General features: G+C 42.2%; 15 protein-coding genes. All 15 read right to left on the bottom strand.

Annotated features, from left to right (window positions below):
• Positions 1-11: 11 nt before the first annotated feature.
• Positions 12-620, bottom strand: coding sequence for a hypothetical protein (locus tag DW025_RS05375; protein WP_117548751.1), 609 nt, complete (start codon positions 618-620; stop codon positions 12-14).
• The gene (locus tag DW025_RS05370) at positions 620-1,093 is read right to left on the bottom strand and encodes a stage III sporulation protein AF (RefSeq protein ID WP_158547566.1); all 474 of its coding nucleotides are present in this window, start codon (positions 1,091-1,093) and stop codon (positions 620-622) included. Before DW025_RS05370 ends, DW025_RS05375 begins: the two co-directional genes overlap by 1 nt.
• An 18-nt stretch (positions 1,094-1,111) precedes the next feature.
• Positions 1,112-2,320 carry a stage III sporulation protein AE gene (locus tag DW025_RS05365; protein ID WP_133302879.1) on the bottom strand — a complete coding sequence of 403 codons (1,209 nt, stop codon included), beginning with the start codon at positions 2,318-2,320 and terminating at the stop codon, positions 1,112-1,114.
• Complete coding sequence (gene spoIIIAD / locus DW025_RS05360) at positions 2,310-2,702, bottom strand: stage III sporulation protein AD (RefSeq protein ID WP_082418022.1); 393 nt, start codon at positions 2,700-2,702, stop codon at positions 2,310-2,312. Before spoIIIAD ends, DW025_RS05365 begins: the two co-directional genes overlap by 11 nt.
• Before the next feature lie 22 nt (positions 2,703-2,724).
• On the bottom strand, positions 2,725-2,925 hold the full coding sequence (gene spoIIIAC / locus DW025_RS05355; RefSeq protein ID WP_015533564.1) for a stage III sporulation protein AC: 201 nt from the start codon (positions 2,923-2,925) through the stop codon (positions 2,725-2,727).
• Between the two features lie 17 nt (positions 2,926-2,942).
• Entirely contained in the window at positions 2,943-3,461 is a 519-nt protein-coding gene (locus tag DW025_RS05350) for a stage III sporulation protein AB (RefSeq protein WP_055272703.1), read from the bottom strand.
• A gap of 14 nt (positions 3,462-3,475) precedes the next feature.
• On the bottom strand, positions 3,476-4,408 hold the full coding sequence (gene spoIIIAA, locus DW025_RS05345) for a stage III sporulation protein AA (protein ID WP_119999092.1): 933 nt from the start codon (positions 4,406-4,408) through the stop codon (positions 3,476-3,478).
• A gap of 195 nt (positions 4,409-4,603) precedes the next feature.
• Positions 4,604-5,161, bottom strand: coding sequence for an elongation factor P (efp, locus tag DW025_RS05340; RefSeq protein ID WP_055144922.1), 558 nt, complete (start codon positions 5,159-5,161; stop codon positions 4,604-4,606).
• A gap of 250 nt (positions 5,162-5,411) precedes the next feature.
• Positions 5,412-6,503, bottom strand: a complete 1,092-nt coding sequence (locus DW025_RS05335) for a M24 family metallopeptidase (protein WP_118757625.1) — start codon at positions 6,501-6,503, stop codon at positions 5,412-5,414.
• On the bottom strand, positions 6,503-7,888 hold the full coding sequence (locus DW025_RS05330; RefSeq protein ID WP_119999219.1) for a shikimate kinase: 1,386 nt from the start codon (positions 7,886-7,888) through the stop codon (positions 6,503-6,505). Before DW025_RS05330 ends, DW025_RS05335 begins: the two co-directional genes overlap by 1 nt.
• A gap of 119 nt (positions 7,889-8,007) precedes the next feature.
• Positions 8,008-14,301, bottom strand: coding sequence for a DUF5057 domain-containing protein (locus tag DW025_RS05325; protein ID WP_119999090.1), 6,294 nt, complete (start codon positions 14,299-14,301; stop codon positions 8,008-8,010).
• Positions 14,302-14,318: 17 nt separating this feature from the next.
• A complete protein-coding gene (locus DW025_RS05320) occupies positions 14,319-15,191 on the bottom strand; it encodes a prepilin-type N-terminal cleavage/methylation domain-containing protein (RefSeq protein ID WP_119999088.1) in 873 nt (290 codons plus the stop codon).
• Positions 15,192-15,203: 12 nt separating this feature from the next.
• Positions 15,204-15,728, bottom strand: coding sequence for a prepilin-type N-terminal cleavage/methylation domain-containing protein (locus DW025_RS05315; RefSeq protein ID WP_119999087.1), 525 nt, complete (start codon positions 15,726-15,728; stop codon positions 15,204-15,206).
• A 12-nt stretch (positions 15,729-15,740) separates the two neighbouring features.
• Complete coding sequence (locus DW025_RS05310) at positions 15,741-18,557, bottom strand: hypothetical protein (protein ID WP_119999085.1); 2,817 nt, start codon at positions 18,555-18,557, stop codon at positions 15,741-15,743.
• Between the two features lie 3 nt (positions 18,558-18,560).
• The gene (locus tag DW025_RS05305; protein WP_119999083.1) at positions 18,561-19,883 is read right to left on the bottom strand and encodes a prepilin-type N-terminal cleavage/methylation domain-containing protein; all 1,323 of its coding nucleotides are present in this window, start codon (positions 19,881-19,883) and stop codon (positions 18,561-18,563) included.
• Between the last annotated feature and the right edge of the window lie 5 nt (positions 19,884-19,888).

The following is a 19,888-nucleotide window of genomic DNA, read 5'->3' as shown; positions in this document are numbered from 1 at the left end:
GTCCCTCCACATTAATTTGCTTCTAATATCACAATCTTATGCGTCGGCACGTCAAATAATGCCTGCACTGCATTCGTTATCTTCAGCGTTGTATCGCCATTTTCCGCCCCCTTGCAAATGATAACCACACCCTCGGTCTCCGGCTCCCTGTACCTGACCACATACGGCGAGCTCCCACTGCCCTCACTCACCATGACCGTCTCCTCCGACACGCTTCTCTGGCTGCTGTCGCCGTTCTCACTGGAACTGCTTCCGGAGTCCTTGAGTGCTATGTTCTCACCGCTGTCCTTGACCGTTATCATCACTCTCACATCTGATATTCCGTCCACCTGCTCAAGCACTGATGTGAGTCTCTCCTCCATATACTCCACATAATCCGTGGTATCCCCTGACATATTCCGGTCATTTCCGCCGGTCACATCCGCGTCTGTCTCATCGGACTGTCCGGTCCATCCGCTCTTTTGGTCATTTTTATCAGTCTTGCTGTTATTTGCCGGCCACACAACTATCATCAGACATATCCCTGACAGCAAAATGAGCAGCAACTTGTATAATCTGTTGTTGCTGCTCTTCAATATATTCATAATCCCCGATATTCCCTTTTTCTTAGAATCCTCCACTACAGTCCCTCCTGCATATGATCTGTATTGCCCCTCCTGATGGTAATCCTGTTCTCATCAACGCCGTATTCCTCTGACACCGCAGATCTTATCCCGTCTGTGTCTACTTTATCAGACTGTATGGATATCTCCATGCTGTCTATCCCAAGCTCCTCCCCGGTGACTATACGCACCACCGCATCGGCATTACAATTGTCAGATATAAACCGCTCCACTACCTCCTCCATGGCCCTGACATACATCTCATCATCGCCCTCGGCCACGTCCATTCCAAGCGATTCACTGTATGTATTGAACTCTATCCTGTCCGCATACCCAAGCCAGCCTATTACAGGATTTATCACAACCATCATCATGACAAATCCCACAGCCGCCTGGACATATCTGCGCATCTTCGGATCCGGGGCAATATACAGCACGACAGAAAAAAGTATACTGCACACAACTATATTTTTCAGCCACTCAGCAAGCATGCACATCCTCCATCCGTTCTATGATATGTTCACCGACATCAGGGCTATGCTTATGATGAACATCATCACGCTTATTCCGCACGCCCTCAGCATAAGCTCCACTGTCTCCGCCATGATGCCTGCTGCCTCGGCATATCTCTTGTCTCCGACCGGCTGCACCACCGCGGCGATGAACCTTAATATGAACATGATGACGATTATCTTGATCATTGGCACTGCGGCCAGTATCACTATCATGATAGTGCACGCCATCCCCATACAATTCCTGATAAACTCTCCTGTGCTCACCATCACACTTATGACAGCGCTCACCGTGGACATCCCTGCACCTTTTCCCAATGTCCTGAGTATGCCATTTCTTGAAAGCCTGTCCATGGACGGTGCTATCATGCTCTTGACCACATTTATCCCGGTTACCACCGCAAACATTGTCCGCATTCCCCACACCGCCAGGCTCTTCATAAGCCCCGCCATCCGGGAGAAATAATCCTCGCTTCCAAGATTATTTATGAGTGCTATGAGCCCGCCGCATTTGATGAGGGGGAGTATGAACCTTATTATCACATTCTGGCAAATGTATATCACCAGGATTATGACCGACTGTGAATATCCGGCACTCTCCGGGCCGCTCACATATAACACAGACGAGGCGTACATTGGATAGAACGCTTTCATGAACTCCGTGACATCTCCTATGGTGTCCTGCACGATGGACTGCACTAGGACGAAATCCCCCAGCAGCAACGATAACAGCACCATGTATGTAACCATGAAACCATGGGCGGATACATACTCGCCCATATTTCCCGCAAGCTGGGCAAATGTACTTCCGAGCACGATCACCGCTATGATCTGCAGCGCCAGCCCCCTGCTTGTCCTGACCTCGTATATGACACTGTCGGAAAACACTTTTAGTGCCATGTCTATGGTGGAATCCACGTCACCACTCTTTAGGGACTCGTATATGTCGTAGAAGGTCACGTCGGATTTGTCTTTTGTGATCTCATTGAGGCTTCCGATGACGGAGTCGTCCTCCAATATATCTGAGTTAATATCAGAGTCACTTTCCGTGGTATTTTCCTTTTCATTCTCAGCATAAAATTCTGGACAATATTTGATATCTGTATCATATGATTCAACTTTACTCTCATTACACACATTTGCCGCATCAGGCACTGACACCCCCATAAAGAGCATCAGCACCACCACTATCAAATTACCCCTCAACTATGGTCACCACCAGATCTATAACTCCCATGAGTATAGGCATACTGAGCAGAATAAGAGTTATCTTTCCCGCCATCTCCACCTGGGATGCCATGGCATTGCAGCCGGCATCTTTGCAGATATCTGATGAAAATCGGCATATATACGCTATACCTATCATTTTCAGGATCACGTCTATATATGAAATATTCACCGACACGTACGCAGTCAGCCTGTCTATGTACGAAGCTATAAGTCTGAACCTGCTCACAACAAAATACATGAGCATCACACACCCGGCTATGGACAACACGATCCCGTACCCGGAATCCAGTTCTTTTATCTTCACCGCTATCAGAACCACGATCACCGCAGCCAGAGAAACCGCCATGAGATTCATCATTTACCCCCACATCTACTCTCATTTATTGCCCTATATTTACAATATCCATGATCTCGTTGAACAGGTCACTTATGTACGGGATAACCCAGGAAAGCACAATGATGAGTCCCGCCAGATTGAGCAGATAGGCGTGCTCCTCCTTGCCTGAATGTTTTAGTATCTGGTTGAGCAGTGCCACCAGAATTCCCACTGCACCTATTTTTAGAAGTATCTGGATCGTCATCGTCTCTCCCTCTTAACCTACATGAGCAATATAACTATGAATACGCCTCCAAGCAGCCCAAGTGAATTGGCAAGCCTCTTTATCCCGGAACTTCTGGCGCGTTCCCGCTGGTATCTGTCCGTAATTATATCTTCCACAAGATTTATCCTTGAGAGCTGTGCCTCAACGTCCATATCTCCCATTATCTTTCCAAGCCTGTCCACATCCGCCAGCACCTCCAAGCTCAGGGCACTGTCCCGCCTCAGCATCGCCAGTGAGTCTGTCCACAATTCTGCAAATGGCCTATCCCTGTTCTTCTCAGACATCTCCGCCAGACCGTTCACCCATTTACCAACATTTCCCTTAAGACGCTTTGCACTGTCGGCAAGTATCTCCGGGAGCTCCGATCCGGCATACATGATCTGCCCCTTGAACAGTTGTATGAAGAGCAGCATTTCCTCCATCTCCTTCACCATGCGCCCATGCAACTGCCCTATGGCATGTCCCACCATAAATGAGGCATATACGATCAGACATCCCCCTATCGCCTTAACCATGTCCTGCCTCCCATCTAATCGTACCAGCACAGCCGGTTGCCCTGGCCGTCAAATATATCAGAGATCTGTCCTGCCTTATCGCCTCCAAGCACAACATACCTCTCAAAAACCCTGTTCTCCACAAGACGCCTTATCCCTGCCCTGTCTCTCACATCATCCATGGAATAGCCATGTGCAGTTGCAAGCAGACGGCAGCCGCAGTTTATCACGCCGAAAATGGCATCGACATCCTGCTGCCCTCCTATCTCATCGACCGCTATGAGATCAGGCGCCATGGTTCGAACCAGCATCATCATTCCTGAAGCTTTTGGACAGCAGTCAAGAACATCAGTCCTCATTCCGACATCATTCTGCGGAACACCCTTGTAGCACGCCGCTATCTCCGATCTCTCATCAACCACACCAACTGTCATTCCTCCGTCAGACACTACTCTTATGATGTCCCTGAGCAGTGTGGTCTTGCCGTGACACGGAGCGGACACTATGAGCGTGTTCATCAGCTTGCCATCATTGTATATGTATGGCAGGACATCACCGCTGCATCCCTTGATCTCATGTGCCACCCTGATATTAAGAAATGATATGTGTCTGATGCATTTGATCCTTGTTCCATCGAGTATGATCTTGCCCGCAACTCCTACCCTGTGTCCACCGCACACGGTGATAAAGCCCTGACGTATCTCATCCTCATAGGCATACAGGGAATGATTGCAGATACATTCCAGAGTGTCGTTCACATCCCTGGCAGTCACTATGTACGCATCCTTCATATTACAGGTTCTTGATCCGCAGGAATCAACATATATCTCCGAGTCCTCGTATCTAAGTATAAATGGACTATTCACCCTCAGACGTATCTCCCACAGTCTCCCATAATCAAGCCTCAGCTTCTCAACCATGCACCTGATCCTGATGGGAAGCAGATGCAATATATCTTCTCCACACATATGTATCGTCCTTCTTCTATATAACACTGTCTGTACAGCTACATAAAAAGTATATTCAGAGGGTGGATAGGTTAGAACCTTTGGTTGCTTACAGCGCAAAAAAGTCCCGGCGATTCAAATATCCTGAATCACCGGGACTCTTATTCTTCTTATATGTTATCGTAGGTAGTTATATCCTAATGCTGGTAACAATTATTATACTCTTGAAAGATACTCGCCAGTACGTGTATCGATCTTGATCGTGTCACCCTCGTTAACGAAGAGAGGTACTGATACCTGTGCGCCTGTCTCAACTGTACATGGCTTTGTTGCACCTGTAGCTGTATCACCCTTAACACCTGGCTCGCACTCTGTGATAACAAGCTCAACGAAGAGAGGTGGCTCTACAGCAAATACGTTGCCATTGTGTGAACAGATCTTACACATCTCGTTCTCCTTAACGAACTTAAGTGAATCACCTATAGCTGCTGAGCTGATAGGAATCTGATCATATGTCTCTGGATCCATGAAGTAATAAAGATCTCCGTCATTGTACAGATACTGCATGTCCTTTCTCTCGATGTGAGCCTTCTCACACTTCTCTGTTGGACGGAATGACTTCTCTACAACACCGCCACTCTTGATGTTCTTAAGCTTTGTTCTAACGAAAGCTGCACCCTTTCCTGGCTTAACGTGCTGGAACTCTATAATCTGATAAATATTTCCTTCGAATTCGATTGTAACGCCGTTTCTAAAATCGCCTGCTGAGATCATCTCTGCCATAACTATCTTATCCTCCTTAAAGATATAAACTTCTTGTCACATTTTATAATATATGAAATAAATTTTCAACTATTTTTTACCATACCATCAACCTTTATCAGGTAAGTCTACGTTTCTGCGCTTTCTACTGTCGTATATACACAGCAATACAAACGCACATACTCCTACAGCACTCACGATGACTCCCGGTATAAGACCTGCGGTATGATACCTGAGTTCTATATCGTGATAGCCGCCACTACTAAATCTCTATCAGCTTCTTCTCTGATCCTGTAAGATTCCTGTAACCATCCTCCGTCACAACAACCAGATCCTCTATCCTGACACCAAACTGTCCAGGAATATAGATTCCCGGTTCAACTGTTATGACCATGCCAGGTTTCAATATGTCATCACACTTAGGTGAAAATCTCGGATTCTCGTGTATAAACAATCCCACCGAATGTCCAAGTCCATGTCCAAAGCAATCTCCATATCCGGCATCGGCTATTATACGTCTAGCAACAGCATCAACATCGTTACATCTGACTCCTGGTTTTATCATGTTCATAGACTCCGTCTGAGCCTTGAGTACCGTATCATACACATATTTCATTGAATCAGATGCCTTTCCTATTGCTACGGTTCTGGTCATATCTGAACAATATCCCTCATATATACAGCCAAAATCCATAGTGAGGAAGTCCCCCTTATTCAGAGTCTTATCCGTAGGAATAGCATGCGGCATGGATGAATTCATTCCAGATGCAGCTATGGTGTCAAAACTCAAGCCTTCCGCACCATTTTTCTTCATATGATACTCCAGTTCAAGCGCAACATCCTTCTCTGTAATGCCAGGTCTGAGATATTCCAGTATATGTGAAAATGCCTTGTCTCCTATCGACTCCGCTGTATGGATATTCTCGATCTCCTCATCTGTCTTTATCTCTCTTAAGGAATCCAGCTTACCATCAAGACTTATCCATTCCACACCGGATATTCCTGTCGAATATTCCGAATACTCTCTATAGCTGATGCTAAGATTCTCAAATCCAACTCTCAGATTCCCAGAATTTTTTCTCTGTCCATCAAGAATAGATGAAATACACGCAACATATCCTTTTCCAGCAATATCCGCACATTCATATCCTTCACACTCGCGCTGAACCTGCTCTGTATATCTTGAATCCGTTATGACTGTCTTACCTGATCCTGCCAGAACTATAATGCCCTCGCCGCGGTACGATGCTATATATCTCATGTTGTACCTGTCAGTGATCAATATCGCATCAAGATTCATCTCATCTATTATCCTTCTGACCTTTTCATAAGCAATTGCTGTGTCCATAACCATCATCTCCCACCTTCTATATAAGAACTTATTTCCTGTACTATCTCATCTATTTCAATTCCTGTAACCGGAACTATGATATCAGCGGCAGCTTCATACACCGGTCCTCGCTGTCCCATAAGTTCCCTCACTCTCTGATCTACATTTTCTCCCTGCAGAAGAGGTCTGGTCGTATCTCCCGCCAGTCGTCTGACTACCTCCTCAGGCTTAACATCCAGATATATTATTCTTCCCATTCGCCTGAGTTCATCCACATTCGCCTGTCTCATAGGAAGTCCACCTCCAGTGGATATAACCGTATGTGACAGCCGGCTGTTCAATTCCTTAAGAGTATCTGTCTCAAGCTGTCTGAAATACTCTTCCCCCTTGTCGGCAAATATCTGCTTTATGCTGCAACCAGCCTTGTCCTCTATATAAGAATCCACATCCAGCAGATCAAAGTTCAGCTTTCTCGCAAGAGCTTCCCCGACAGTTGTCTTACCACATCCCATAAATCCTATGAGGATCACATTTTCTCTGATTGACTGCAGCAACCTGTCGTACACAATATCAGCAACATCCTCTGATATGGATATATCATTCCAGAGCTCATATGCAATTATTCCCTGATAAAGGAGCATACGCAAACCATTGTACGCCAATGCTCCAGCCTGTCTGCAAAGCTTCATAAACTTTGTCTCAAACGGATTATATATGAGATCGATTCCCACACTGACTCTGTCGTAAAAATGTGGATCATCGATGACTACCGCCTCATTTTTCGGTGCCAGACCTATCGATGTGGACTGGAATACCACGAACTTATTATCTACATTTTCCTGCAGTAACTGTCCATAATCACCAAGTCTCATGGCAGTCATTGTCTCTCTGCAAAAATGACCATTCATGTCCTCTGCTATCGTCTGTGCCTTCTCGATCGTTCTGTTAAGGATATATACCTTATCCGCACCCTTATTCATGCACATATATGCCACAGCTCTCGCTGCACCGCCTGCGCCAAGTATGATAACCTTTTTACCGTCAAGTTCCACTCCGTAGGACTCCAGTTCTCTGGACAGCCCCATCATATCTGTGTTATATCCCTTATAACCGTTTGCAGTCCTGACAAGAGTGTTGATCGCACCTATTGCCGCTGCCCCCTCATCTATATCCACAAGTGAAGCCATTATCTCATTCTTGTGAGGTACAGTGGCGTTCATTCCCAATATATTCAGTTCAAACGCTCCCTTTACAGCATCCGCCAGCCCCTCCTTATGGGTGTGGAACGGCACATACACTTCATTGATTTCCAATATATCGCTGAGTGTGTTGTGTATAAGCGGTGACATGGTGTGCTGAACCGGATCACCAAGCAAACCTAATAATCTTGTCTTTCCATTTATCTCCATATGTATCTCCATCCTTCAGTCTCTTATTTTGAACAGAGTCAGTATAACACAAAAAGAAACCGGAGTATATAACCACCCCGGTTTCTATATTTATTGCTATTATTTATACTATATACGCATTATGCAAATACATTCTTCTTCTCGGCAATGAAATCTCCAAGTGCCGGAACGTCTATAGTATTGTCTGTCAGGTCGAACAATGGATCTGCGGCCTTAACCTTGATCATTGTATATACAGGAACTGTCTTGCCCTGGTAATATACCTCCACAACGATGTATGTGTAATTTCCACCATATGGTGCATAACACGAATCATCAGGTGTAAGGGCTGTACCATTGCCATTTCTCACAATATCCTTTATATCGCCTGCAATTGATGTTAACTTGGCTGTACCAATCTTATCGTATGACTTAATCATCTTATCAGTATTCTCTGTATAGCTTGGTCTGATTGAGTAATCGGAATCATCGTAATCCAGATCATAGTAAATGTTAACCTTTGTTACCTTTGTCTTCTCCGGAATTCCAATCTTATAATCAAACTCAGGATCATCTGTCTTTGAGTCAACCTCACTTACATATACAGTCTTTCCTGATGAAGCAAGTGCCTCTGCATCCTTTGGAAGCTCATCCTCTGCAGCCCATGTCTGCTTTGGATCGTAACACTTGATAGTTGGCATCTCTGGTACTGCTGATGCACTGTTTACAATAACGTTGATGAACAGCTTTCTCTCATCATTGTTTCTTGTACGTCTACCTGTAACTGATGAATGTCCGGCACCACAATATGTGATCGCACCACTGCCATAAGCTGTAGTGTAGATGAAGTAAGCCTCCATTGCATCTCCAGGATCCGCTGCATACTTTGATGAACGCATCTTACTGTTCGATGAGTTATTTGAACCTGCAAGAGTATACCATACTGTTATGTTGTCACTCTCAAGATCAAGTGCAAATGCCTGCTGATGTGTACCCGATATGTTCAGTGATGAACTTATGTTGTATGGATACAATGTTACAAGACCTGAGTTAAGCTGTGTAGCCTTAACTGTCTCAGCACAAGCTGACTGATCCTGGTTTGAAGCCTGTGACCAGGCTGTTGCTGCCTTATATGACTCCTGTGCATATACATATGGAAGTGTAGTTGTTGCACCAGCCATATTACCATTGTAGTAAAGTGCTGTCATTGCAAGTGCACTTACATATACCTTCTTATCTTTTCCAAGATATGGCTGCCAGTATGCGTTCTTCTCAACAAATACATCCATAATGTTAGAATTCATACTGTTCAGTAATCCTTCGCCTGCAGTAGGATTATTTGCATATGGTGTCAGGTAATACAAGCTGCTATCCGGTGATGTATATGTCACATCATCAACTGTTCCATCTGCTGTGTATGTAACTTCCAGTGTACTTGTATTAACAGAAGCCTTGCTGTAAGAAACACTCTTAACGTTATACTTACCAAGCTTAAGTGGATTGTCATACTTAACAACATTGTCTGTTATATCAACATGGAATCTGTTCATTCCTACTACTGATAAAAGTGACTTTGTAAGGTTAACTGCACCTGCATTTGCATATGGTGACATTGAATCATGGAAGAAGAACAAATCTCCTCCTGCTGATACATAGTCAAGTATGTACTGACATGTTTCCTTCTTGAAGTCAACCTTAAATCCACCAAATGAATCCGATGGTCCAAGAACAAGTATTGAGTACATGTTCTTCATAAAGCTCTTACCATATGAACGTCTGAGGTAAGTATTGTACTTATCCTTTGCCTCAAGTTCTGCGTTCTTTGCTGTCACATAATCTGAATAATACTTAGCAAAATCAGCTCCGAAATCATCTGACATCTTTCCTGCTTTGAAGTCACCCTCACAGTGATTCATTGTGTTGTACTTTGGCCAGAATATCAGATAATAATCGCCTGTATCCTGCATATACTGAAGGACTTTCTTTGTCTCTGCATTGCTTGTCCTGAAATTATTGATAAATGTACTGTAATTTGTAGTTCCTGTATATTTACCATCAATATAGTCTATTGCATTCTTGAGATAGTTATCAAGAATCTTCTTTGGCGTTGCAACCTTTGCTGACGCTGCTGAATATTCTGTAAGTGCAACAGCGGCAAGGCTCTCGTACTCTTCCTGACTATGTCCATCAACCTTCTCACCCTTGGCAAGCTTCTCAGCCTCTTCTACCATAGTATCAAGGCAATCATACTGAGCATCTACTCCATCTCCTGTCTTGAATGAAGCTCTATCACTTGAAGCAACCACAAGATCAAGATTTATGTCATAATCCTCTGAAAGCTCATCTGCAAGATTCGAATAATAATCATCCGCATCTGTGTTTGTATCAAACTCATATACGCCGAATCTGTTTTCATGTCTTCCAAGAACTGCATACTGAGTAGTTGAAGCGTTATCAAGCTCTGCCATGTTTGCAAATACATTGTACTTTGCAATCTTGTGAGCTGTCTGTGACTCAATATCAAAGTAAAGTGTATCAGTTGCTCCCCATGAGGTTGCCGTCTGTCCCTCTGCCATTGTCTGAACCTGAAGAACATTTATCTCACTCTTTGATACATTATTGTTTACTATCTTGCTGAGACCTGTAGAAGAAGCAACTATATTGCCATCCTCATCTGTTATCTCAAGATACCATGCTGCTGATCCAAAGAATTCTGAGTCAAGCGCTACTGTCAGTGATTTCTCCTGACCATTTGTGATCTTGTCCTCAAGACAATAATCACCGCCGCCCTTCTCGAACTTTGTATTCTTATCAACATCTACAAACAACTTGTAGTTATATACTGACTTGTCACCATCAACCTGGAATGTAAACTGTAGTCTGTTGGACTTGATATAAGTCTGCTGTATTCCCTGCTGATATGTAACTGGTTTTGTAGTGATAGTAAGTCTTGTTCTATGTGCACTTCCTGTCACCAGTCTGTTAAGAGATGCTGAAGTTGCATCATCATAGACTACCTTGTAATTATAATATACAGTATCTGTTCCCGGACGCTTATACCATGACTGATCCTGTACGTCTGAGTCCATATAATCAGTTTCCTTGAACTTACCTCCAGCAAGTGACTGAACACGCTTTGTCCATAAACTGTTACCGTATATTCCATCCTTATCACTTATATACTGTGTTGCATCCTTATCGAATCCCCACAGAATATTTGATCCATTTGCTCCTGTATGTCTTGCATAGAGGGTATCTACCAACTGATACATTCTTGATGATGGATCGAGATAATAATTCTTTCTCTCAAGCTTTCCATCTTTATACCAATATCCCTGAAGGAGCTCAGCCTGTGAAAGCTTATCACCATTTGCATTTGTACCCTGCATATTCTCATATACGCTGGTAAGCTCATCACTTATGATCATCGGTCTGCCTGATGCCATGTATGTGAGAAGCTCCTGATACTTTGTATTTGTCAGGTCGTTACCATTCTCTGCAAGATATGTTGTTGTGTAATACTTGTCACCAACCTTTGGTGATGCAAGCATATTTGTTGATCCTGATATAGGTGCTGTATCTGGGCTATATGTAGATGCATTCATCAACTGACTGAGTGTACCTGTGTGGTAATACATGATGAATGTTGGGAATATCTGATATGTGTAACCCGGCGTAGCATTACCGATATCATTCTGTCCTTTGTACATCTCCGCTGGATTTCTATCCATAGCACTTATATCGCCACCGATATATACCAGATCGTATGTCGCTGCTATATCTTCCTTCATACCAATGAGCTGCTCGGTCGAAACCTGAGTGAGCTGAATATCTCCAATGGATATTCCATCGATAGCATACGCTATCTTCGCCTTGGTAAGATCAAAATCATAATACTCTGTTCTGGCCGCAAGCTCCTGTTTAGACTTACCACTTACTACATCAGATGGAACTGTATAATAGTTTCCTGTTATTTTAGTTGTTCCATCACTTCTTGTTGTATAAGCTGTACTTACGGTATCCTGAAGTGCTGCCACCTCAAGATCAATCGGATAATCCGGCTGAATCTCAAGTACCTTGAACTTGTTATCAGAACCATCGCGATACACACTGGCATTGATAACATCAGCCACTGCCTTTGCCGATGGTGAATCAACTACCGGAATGGTTGGATCTGAATCATCGCCACTGCCATCTCCTGAGCCCTTTCCGTCACCGGCCTTAGAAGAAACTATAAAATACTGTCCACTCTCGACTGCACTGCACAGATCCTTGAATACCGCTGTGCCTATCTCCTTGTTATATGTACCCTTGTCAATAAATACAAAGTCATACTCTGAGAGATCAAGCTTATCATAAGTACCATTCATGAATACTGCCTGGGTTTCGAGATATTTGTCATGCAGACCAGTAACATACGAAACAACCTTTGCCGCATCTGAGAAATCCAGATTAGTATATACAAGATCACTCTTATACTCATAATTGAGATCTGCATTACCAACATTCTCCTGGAAATCCTGATATGTAACTACAACATTCTCATCTTCTGTTCCTGCTGCGTCTATTCTGTATGTGTATCCTGATACATTGTCCTCGTCAACTGTCTTAATATTGAAATCATACTGATAATCAGCATCACTTCCGTCAACAAGACCGGAATTATCAGCTACTCCAACCACAAGATCATCATAAGAGAACTGGTCATCACTGACATCTCCTCCAACTACAACCTTGTAGCTATATTCAGGGCTGAGTCTGTCAAAGCTGTATGTGTATACAGTCTCCATAACTGTGTTGCCATCAGCATCCTTTATCTCCTGACCATTCTCGTCAAGTTTCGGAACCTCTTTCATCTCAAGAGGAGCCTTCATAAGAATATCTACTGATGTTCCTGCCAGATTAAGCTGTGTTCCATTTTCTACTACAAGATATGCATACATATCTGCTGCTGGATCCACTGCATCACCTGCATCATCAGTACATCTCACTGTACCGGAAACTGACTTTGTCTTGACATCCTTATAGTATGATGTTGCAAAGTTGACATTCTTAAATGCCTTACCGCCATTGGTCATCGCCTCTACAAGATCGGCACTGTCAATGAGATAAACATCAGCACCACTTGGCACATATCTTGAAAGACCTGTACCACTGCTTGAAGTACCATTCGCATACATATGTCCTGTCAGATCGCTGTTTGGAGCCTTCTGTACAGATTCCCATGTATTTGTCTTCGCATTGAATGTGTAATCAGCAGAAGCCATGTCTCCACGTGTAGCACTGCTATTCTTCTCTGTGATTTCACTGAACATTGCACTGCCGGCTCCGTCCTCTGAAATCACAAGTATCTTGGCATTATCAAAGTTCCACGACTTTCTGTCTCCTGTAAGACCTGATCTTGAACCAGCCTTATCATATGTGGAATCCTTGATATTATCCGGTATGTTACCATCAAGGAAATCAAGTATTGATACACCCTCATACCACTTATAGTATGTTCCATAGTTAAGGTAATCGCTACCACCCTCGCTGGCTTTTCTCTCTGCCTGAAGAATAAAGTCAGAGATCGTCTTTGTTGTCTTGTTTATATCAGGAGTCGTCTTGTTATCATCTGCCTCCTGATAAAGTGTCTTAAAGAAATCCGGCTCTGTAACAAGGACATTATCATATCTTGCCACAGCACCCTTGGTGATCAGCTTGTATGCAAGTGCACCCATTCTGTAATCATCATTATTTCCTGTTATAAGCTCTGGCTCTGATGTACACAGAGTTCCTGTACACAATGCTATAGGATGTGAGTTTGCTGTAGCATACGCATCCAGCCAGTTATACAGATCCTCGCTTATATCATTTGATGTGCTGGCATAATCACTGGCACCATTTGCCCAAATATATATGAAATCCGCCTGATTGAGGATTCCCTGGGCTGTTGTATCCATGCTGTTCAGCTCGCTGACTGTACAAGTTGTAAGAGTCACCGCACCGGCAGCCATGTTATCGCTTATCGTCTTATATCCATTGAACACTGCAAGTCTGAAATACTCACCTGCATATACATATCTCCAAAGATATGTTGTTGAATCGTATCCTGTCAGCTTCTTCGCATCACCTGAAAACTTGCTATCAGTGACAGTTTCCTTCAGCTTCTCATCCATATCTGCATTGCCACTATATGAATCAGGTACTATCTGGACGATTCTGAATTTGTCCTCTCCTGTCTGTTTCTTGCCAGCATCGTTGGAGTTCTTAACTGCCAAATCGATATTGGACAATCCCGTCAGACTTGTAGATGTACTTCCGCTGCCGTTCGCATCACTCAGGGAAGCCTGTGAATCGGAGTTAGCCAGTGTATAATTCACAAATATAGAGCTGACTACAAGTGCGAATATAATAGCTATAGATGATAAGACTATTTTTTTATTCTTAAACACTGTATTTTCCTCCTCTATTAATCCCACTCATGCTTCTTGAGCACGAATGAATTTCTGAGTCCAACTACACTTGTTACTTTATATTTTTCATTTGTTTTTTCATCCTCAAATCCAATTATCACAGCCAAACTGTTATCATCTGGATTTACCTGAAGCTGAAAGCTTGCCACATTATTCGCAAGAACCGTTCCCTTCTGAGAACTTGAATCCACATACTGAGTACATGATGAAAGTGTTGCCTGCGCTGCATTTACTTTTGTTGGATCACTGCTCTTGAGATCCTGCTTTGCTTTAGCAATGTCTTCATCACTCATCTCCTGTCTTGATATATACAGCTTCTTATCTGTCTTGCTGTATTTTATTGTACAAAATGCTGTTTTATCAAGCTCAGATGAATACTGTACCCAAAGGTAATCTGCATCTATAAATGTCTGCTCATCCTTTGATGCATCAACACCACCAAAAGTCTTTATATCAGCAATATCATAACATTTACTTTTCTTCTGTAACACTCCACTACCTGATACAATATTCTGAACAACTTCAGCAACTCCTCCCGCTGTACGGAGAGTACTTCCTGTTCCATTTGTTTTAATATATGTATCATCGGGAACAATAAAGCTTCCTGTAACCTTAGTATATGATGTTCCTGTCTGCACATACGCTGACCCATCAATTTTTATATCACTAGCACCCATCACTATATCTGCTATAGCATCATATGTCTCCGTTGCCTGTGTCTGAATCTTCTGCCTTGACGACTGCTTTTTATGTGATGCTACAGTCGTACTTATAATTGACATAACAGCTACCATAAATATTCCAAGTATAGCCATGTACAGTATAAGCTCTATGAATGTGAAGCCTTTATTTCTATTTTTTAATATCATTCTTCACACCCCCTAATTCTTTCCATATGTGTGTCCACCTGTATACTGATTTAAAGAAACCCTTCCCACGGTGTTACTGCCACTATTGTATTTGCAAAAACGATACTCTCCATATCCTGCCAGCACCTGTCCATCAGATTTTCTTATAACAATAACCTGATCTGTAAGAGGGGTTGTCTCTGAATCTGCATCATAGTTTTCAGCATAATATATTGTAACTCTCTCCAGAACTTTATCTGCTGTTGTGGAATTAGCTGTAAATGTTGAAGGATTTCCATCGGTACATGTACCATAGAAAATGTCATAATTAGCACCATTCTGTACTATTCTGATTGCCTCTCCAGCTTTTTGTGTCTTTGTACGCATCTCAAGAGTCGATAACTCACTATCAAACTTCTGCATGGAAGCTGTTGCCTGAGAGGCCCTGATTGATGATATGGTTAACGCACCTGCACCTGACATAATTGCAATAATCGCAATTACTATAATCATCTCAACTAATGTATATCCACTATCTGATTTTAATTTGCTTTTCATCAACCACACCTCCTATTCCACGTTCTTCTTCCAGTTCTGGAATACAAGAATATCTTCATATGAGATGTCTGATATCGATGCCCCTGTTACCTCTGCGTTACCTTCACTCTTAGATGATGTATAGTTCTTCAATACCTTTGTTGTGAGTGTATTAAGCTTTTCGTCTGTGCTCTCTGAACACTGTTCAAGAAGATTTGCAACAAATGCAGCATCTGCAGATATTGACATATTATGATCAATTATAAGTTTTGATCCTGTGATTATCATTCCTCTGAAACTCTTAACATTCTCACCAAATCTTACATTGCCACCAGCTATTATAATTCCCTGGAATGAACCATCACCATTGTTTGGTTGAAGCTTAACATCACCTGAATTAATCACTATAGACTTAGCTTCATTATCTGTCGCATTTCCAATCGTCTTCTCTATTGAAAGGTTCCTGCTAAATACATAAGCAAAATCAACATAGTGATTTAAAGGAGTGATACTGTAATCATATGAATATTCATCTTTATCCTTATTATATGTACTTGTATATCCACTTGCTGACTTGCTATAGCCTGCAATCTCCCACGCATTTACATCAGGCTTAGTTGCCTCATCCTTCTTGTTGAGAACTGACAGATGATCCTTCATATTTATATACATATATGAGAGGAAATTACTTGTAGTCTCTTCATCATTTGCAACTGAACTTCCTGAAAGCTCTGCAGCATCCGCCTTGAGGTCATTAAATACCTTTTTATTGTTGTCTGAACCCTTGTTACCAAGGATGTTAGTAAACACCTTGCCTGTTGAAACATTATCAAGCGCTGTAGCCACATCCATTGTGGTAGTTGTGGATGCTCTCAGAAACAGCGAATCATCGTTATTCTGATCTGTGACAGCACCGCTTGCATTTATCTTGCCCTCTGCCGGAAGAACCAGCTTAACCTGGAACTGCTCATATTTCTGTACATTATAGAGTTTACTGCTTATCTCATCGCCGTAATCCTGAAGAAGCTTATAATATTTCTCTGCAAACTTCTCTGCATTGCTTACATTGGATGAATCTTTTCCATCCTCAATATACAGATAGTAATAATCATGTCCTGAAACAGTCTGCTTAATTGCTGTTACACCCTTATCTCCCTCTGTAGCAAGATCATTGAGGAAATCATCATACAGATCAAGTATGTTCGCATCCGCCTCAAATGTCTTTGGGAACTGAAGTGTAACTGTAGTGATTCCTGTGTCAGGGTCAACCTTCTCAGTGTTGTTCACTACAGACCACTGGGTGAGGAACATAAGCTGATTAGTCTTCACATCAAGAGACTGTCCTGTGGAATAATCCTCCAGTGTGGTGAATGCATAATCTGCATTCTCATCAACTGTTATATTCTCGTCATCCTCAGGAACACTGGACGCTGCAATCTTAGAGAACTCAATGTATGACTTACCTGCTATATACAGTGAATTAAGTTCCTGAAGATCAAGTGTTGAATTCTTACCATTTACTATGATCGCACTGTCACTGAAGTGTGATCTCAGCTTATATCCGGTTGCCAGGTATCCCTTCTGTCTAAGATAATTCAGGCTTCTCGTATCCTGAGCATTGTAGCTATATCCAAAATAGCTACCCTGAGTAAACTTAAGACTCGCCTTCTCTGCGTTAAGCTCTGTATCATCAAATATGTATGCATCAGCAGAAGCCTTAAGAGAACCGCCATCCTTTCCACCTATGACAATATTGTCTGCCCAAAGCTCTGAAAGAGTCTGTGTACGACCTGAAAGGTTTATCTCTGCTCCATTGTATGCTGCAAGAGAACCTGAACACACAACAACATCAGAGTTGAGTGTAAGTGATGTATTTTTTCCATTTACAAATATTCCGGAATAAGCACTGCTGTCCTTTGTTCCCCACATTGTACTAGGCTTACTCTCATATTTGTTCGTAACCTTTGTCTCGGCTACATCGTTGTAATCCTTATTGTAATAATCGCTTGCTGCGTAGATGTTACCCTTTATCTGTGCATCCGTTGTCTTATTATCATTATCCTCTCCAACTTCAACACCCATATCTGCAAGTATTGCATACTCATATAATGTATTGCTCGCCACACTGCTTGTATCAAAGGATACATTATACTCAGGCTCTGTAAGGACTATATCAGTTGTGATCGACTGCTCATATGTTCCTGCTGTCGTGCCTTTCAAATCCACACTTCTCTTTACACATATGTTCTTAAATGTGATCGTATCAACTGTATCATTATCATATCCTGACTCCTTCGCAGTCTTCACGGCACCATTGTTGTTATAATACTGTGTTGTTGTCTTGCCATTAGCATCAGTATACACCAGCTTCATGTTCGTAGTATCAAGTCTGACACCATCAGGGTTTTCCGTTGCATCATACTCATTTGATATAAACGACTGGAGTGTATCTGTTACACTCTTCAAATTCTTATAATTAGTATCTGCAACAAATCCTGTCATAAAAAACTTCTTGAAAAGCTCGTTAGCAGACTTATTATCAAGAGTTGTATATGCCTGATTCTTTGTATCATACACAACAACCAATTCAGCCGTAGTTGTATAAGCTGAATACAGATGCTCGTTGGTGGCTGCGCCTACTCCCGCATACATCTCATCAAGTGCAGTCTCAACCTCGTAGAAGTTGTTAAGAGAATTCAGCTTGTAATACTTGAGCTTATATGTCATCATTGCTCCCATGAGTATTGCCGAAGCCAGAATGCACATGAATGTGGTTGCAACTATTACAAGGACGAAACTTGAGCCGTGATCATCAGTATGCCTAAGCTTACGCTTTAATCTCTCAATCATCTGTTACTTCCCCCTTGTTCCAGTAACTGTTGTCTTGTTTCCTTCACTATCTGTTAAAGTAACTGTTATATCATACATATATACACTGTCACTTTGATCTTCTGATAAACGCTCCACTGCATAATCAGAATTCTCATTGTCGAAATCAAAGTTAGCATAAACATTAAGATTTGTTGCCTTTGCTCCAGCAGCAAGTTTAAGTCTTACTTTGACATCTGACATCTTGGTATTCTTACTTTCATTTGTATATGTAAGATCATCAACATTGCTAACTTTGAACTGCTCACGTATGATCTTCTTGTATGTATCGCCGAGTTCTGCTGTTGTCTCAAATACATATACCTTAGCATCCTCTGATATTCCTGAATTGTCAACAGTTATAGTATCAGTTGTACAGTATGAACCATTATATATTGCAGGAACATACAGGAGATATATTGGAGGTAAACCATTGGTAAACTCCTGCTTGTATACTATTCCATCTCCATATAATGTCGTTGGCTTATATACATTGTTGCCTGAGCTCTCATACTCTGATCTGATAACTGAGACCGTTGTATAATCTGTGTATTCCACATAACACTCAACTGTATATGTGGATCCCAGCTTTGATATCTTGATCTTGGTATTCTTCTGAAAATGATCCTCATCGAAAGTTCCACCACCTGAAAGATAATGGTTATACTGAACATCATATTTTCTCAGAACATCAAGCTTAGCATCCAAGAAATACTGGTATGCAAGGTTGTCAAGATTGCTGCCTGTCGCAGCCACATTATAGGTTGCACCTATGATTATGGCTGACTGTTTGCTGTCAAGATTCCTGATTGTTCCTGACTCTGTTGCATTGGTCTGTATAGCTCCACTTCCGTCACTCTTAAATGTCGCACCACCATCAAGACCTGTGAGTACATATCCATTCTTTAAAACCTGATACGCTGCATCGTTCACATCTACCTGACATGTATATGTCTCAAATGACTTACCTATGGACACATCATTGCATGTATATGTAGTATCTGAATATACTGCTTTTTTTGAGTTTGGCAATGTTATGGACTTACTGGTTGAAGTTCCCTTTGAAAATGAGTAAGTCTTTGTTCCATTATCATCAGGGATATTTACATTTCCATTAATATCAGCGACCTTGAAGTTTTCCATAATCTCCTCAGCCTTCTCAACTGCATACTGTTTCTTGGTAGATTTTGTACCAGTCTTCGTGGCTGTGATCAATGCATTAGTTATCGGATATATCAGAATGGCAAATATGGCAGCAGCGATTATAATCTCTACTAAACTAAATCCTTTATTGTTTGATTTAACCATTTATT

Source organism: Coprococcus sp. AF38-1, from assembly GCF_003603945.1.
In the GTDB taxonomy this organism is placed as follows: domain Bacteria; phylum Bacillota; class Clostridia; order Lachnospirales; family Lachnospiraceae; genus Coprococcus; species Coprococcus aceti.
The sequence above is the reverse complement of the archived record's forward strand: the minus strand, read 5'-3'. Positions and strand labels throughout refer to the sequence as shown.

Bases quoted from the DNA above. Each gene is read 5' to 3' on its own strand.
- DW025_RS05330 (WP_119999219.1), bottom strand. From the start codon at position 7,888: ATGGAGATAAATGGAAAGACAAGATTATTAGGTTTGCTTGGTGATCCG.
- spoIIIAC (WP_015533564.1), bottom strand. From the start codon at position 2,925: ATGACGATCCAGATACTTCTAAAAATAGGTGCAGTGGGAATTCTGGTG.
- DW025_RS05370 (WP_158547566.1), bottom strand. From the start codon at position 1,093: ATGCTTGCTGAGTGGCTGAAAAATATAGTTGTGTGCAGTATACTTTTT.
- DW025_RS05305 (WP_119999083.1), bottom strand. From the start codon at position 19,883: ATGGTTAAATCAAACAATAAAGGATTTAGTTTAGTAGAGATTATAATC.
- DW025_RS05315 (WP_119999087.1), bottom strand. From the start codon at position 15,728: ATGAAAAGCAAATTAAAATCAGATAGTGGATATACATTAGTTGAGATG.
- DW025_RS05320 (WP_119999088.1), bottom strand. From the start codon at position 15,191: ATGATATTAAAAAATAGAAATAAAGGCTTCACATTCATAGAGCTTATA.
- spoIIIAD (WP_082418022.1), bottom strand. From the start codon at position 2,702: ATGATGAATCTCATGGCGGTTTCTCTGGCTGCGGTGATCGTGGTTCTG.
- efp (WP_055144922.1), bottom strand. From the start codon at position 5,161: ATGATCTCAGCAGGCGATTTTAGAAACGGCGTTACAATCGAATTCGAA.
- spoIIIAA (WP_119999092.1), bottom strand. From the start codon at position 4,408: ATGTGTGGAGAAGATATATTGCATCTGCTTCCCATCAGGATCAGGTGC.
- DW025_RS05335 (WP_118757625.1), bottom strand. From the start codon at position 6,503: ATGGTTATGGACACAGCAATTGCTTATGAAAAGGTCAGAAGGATAATA.
- DW025_RS05350 (WP_055272703.1), bottom strand. From the start codon at position 3,461: ATGGTTAAGGCGATAGGGGGATGTCTGATCGTATATGCCTCATTTATG.
- DW025_RS05310 (WP_119999085.1), bottom strand. From the start codon at position 18,557: ATGATTGAGAGATTAAAGCGTAAGCTTAGGCATACTGATGATCACGGC.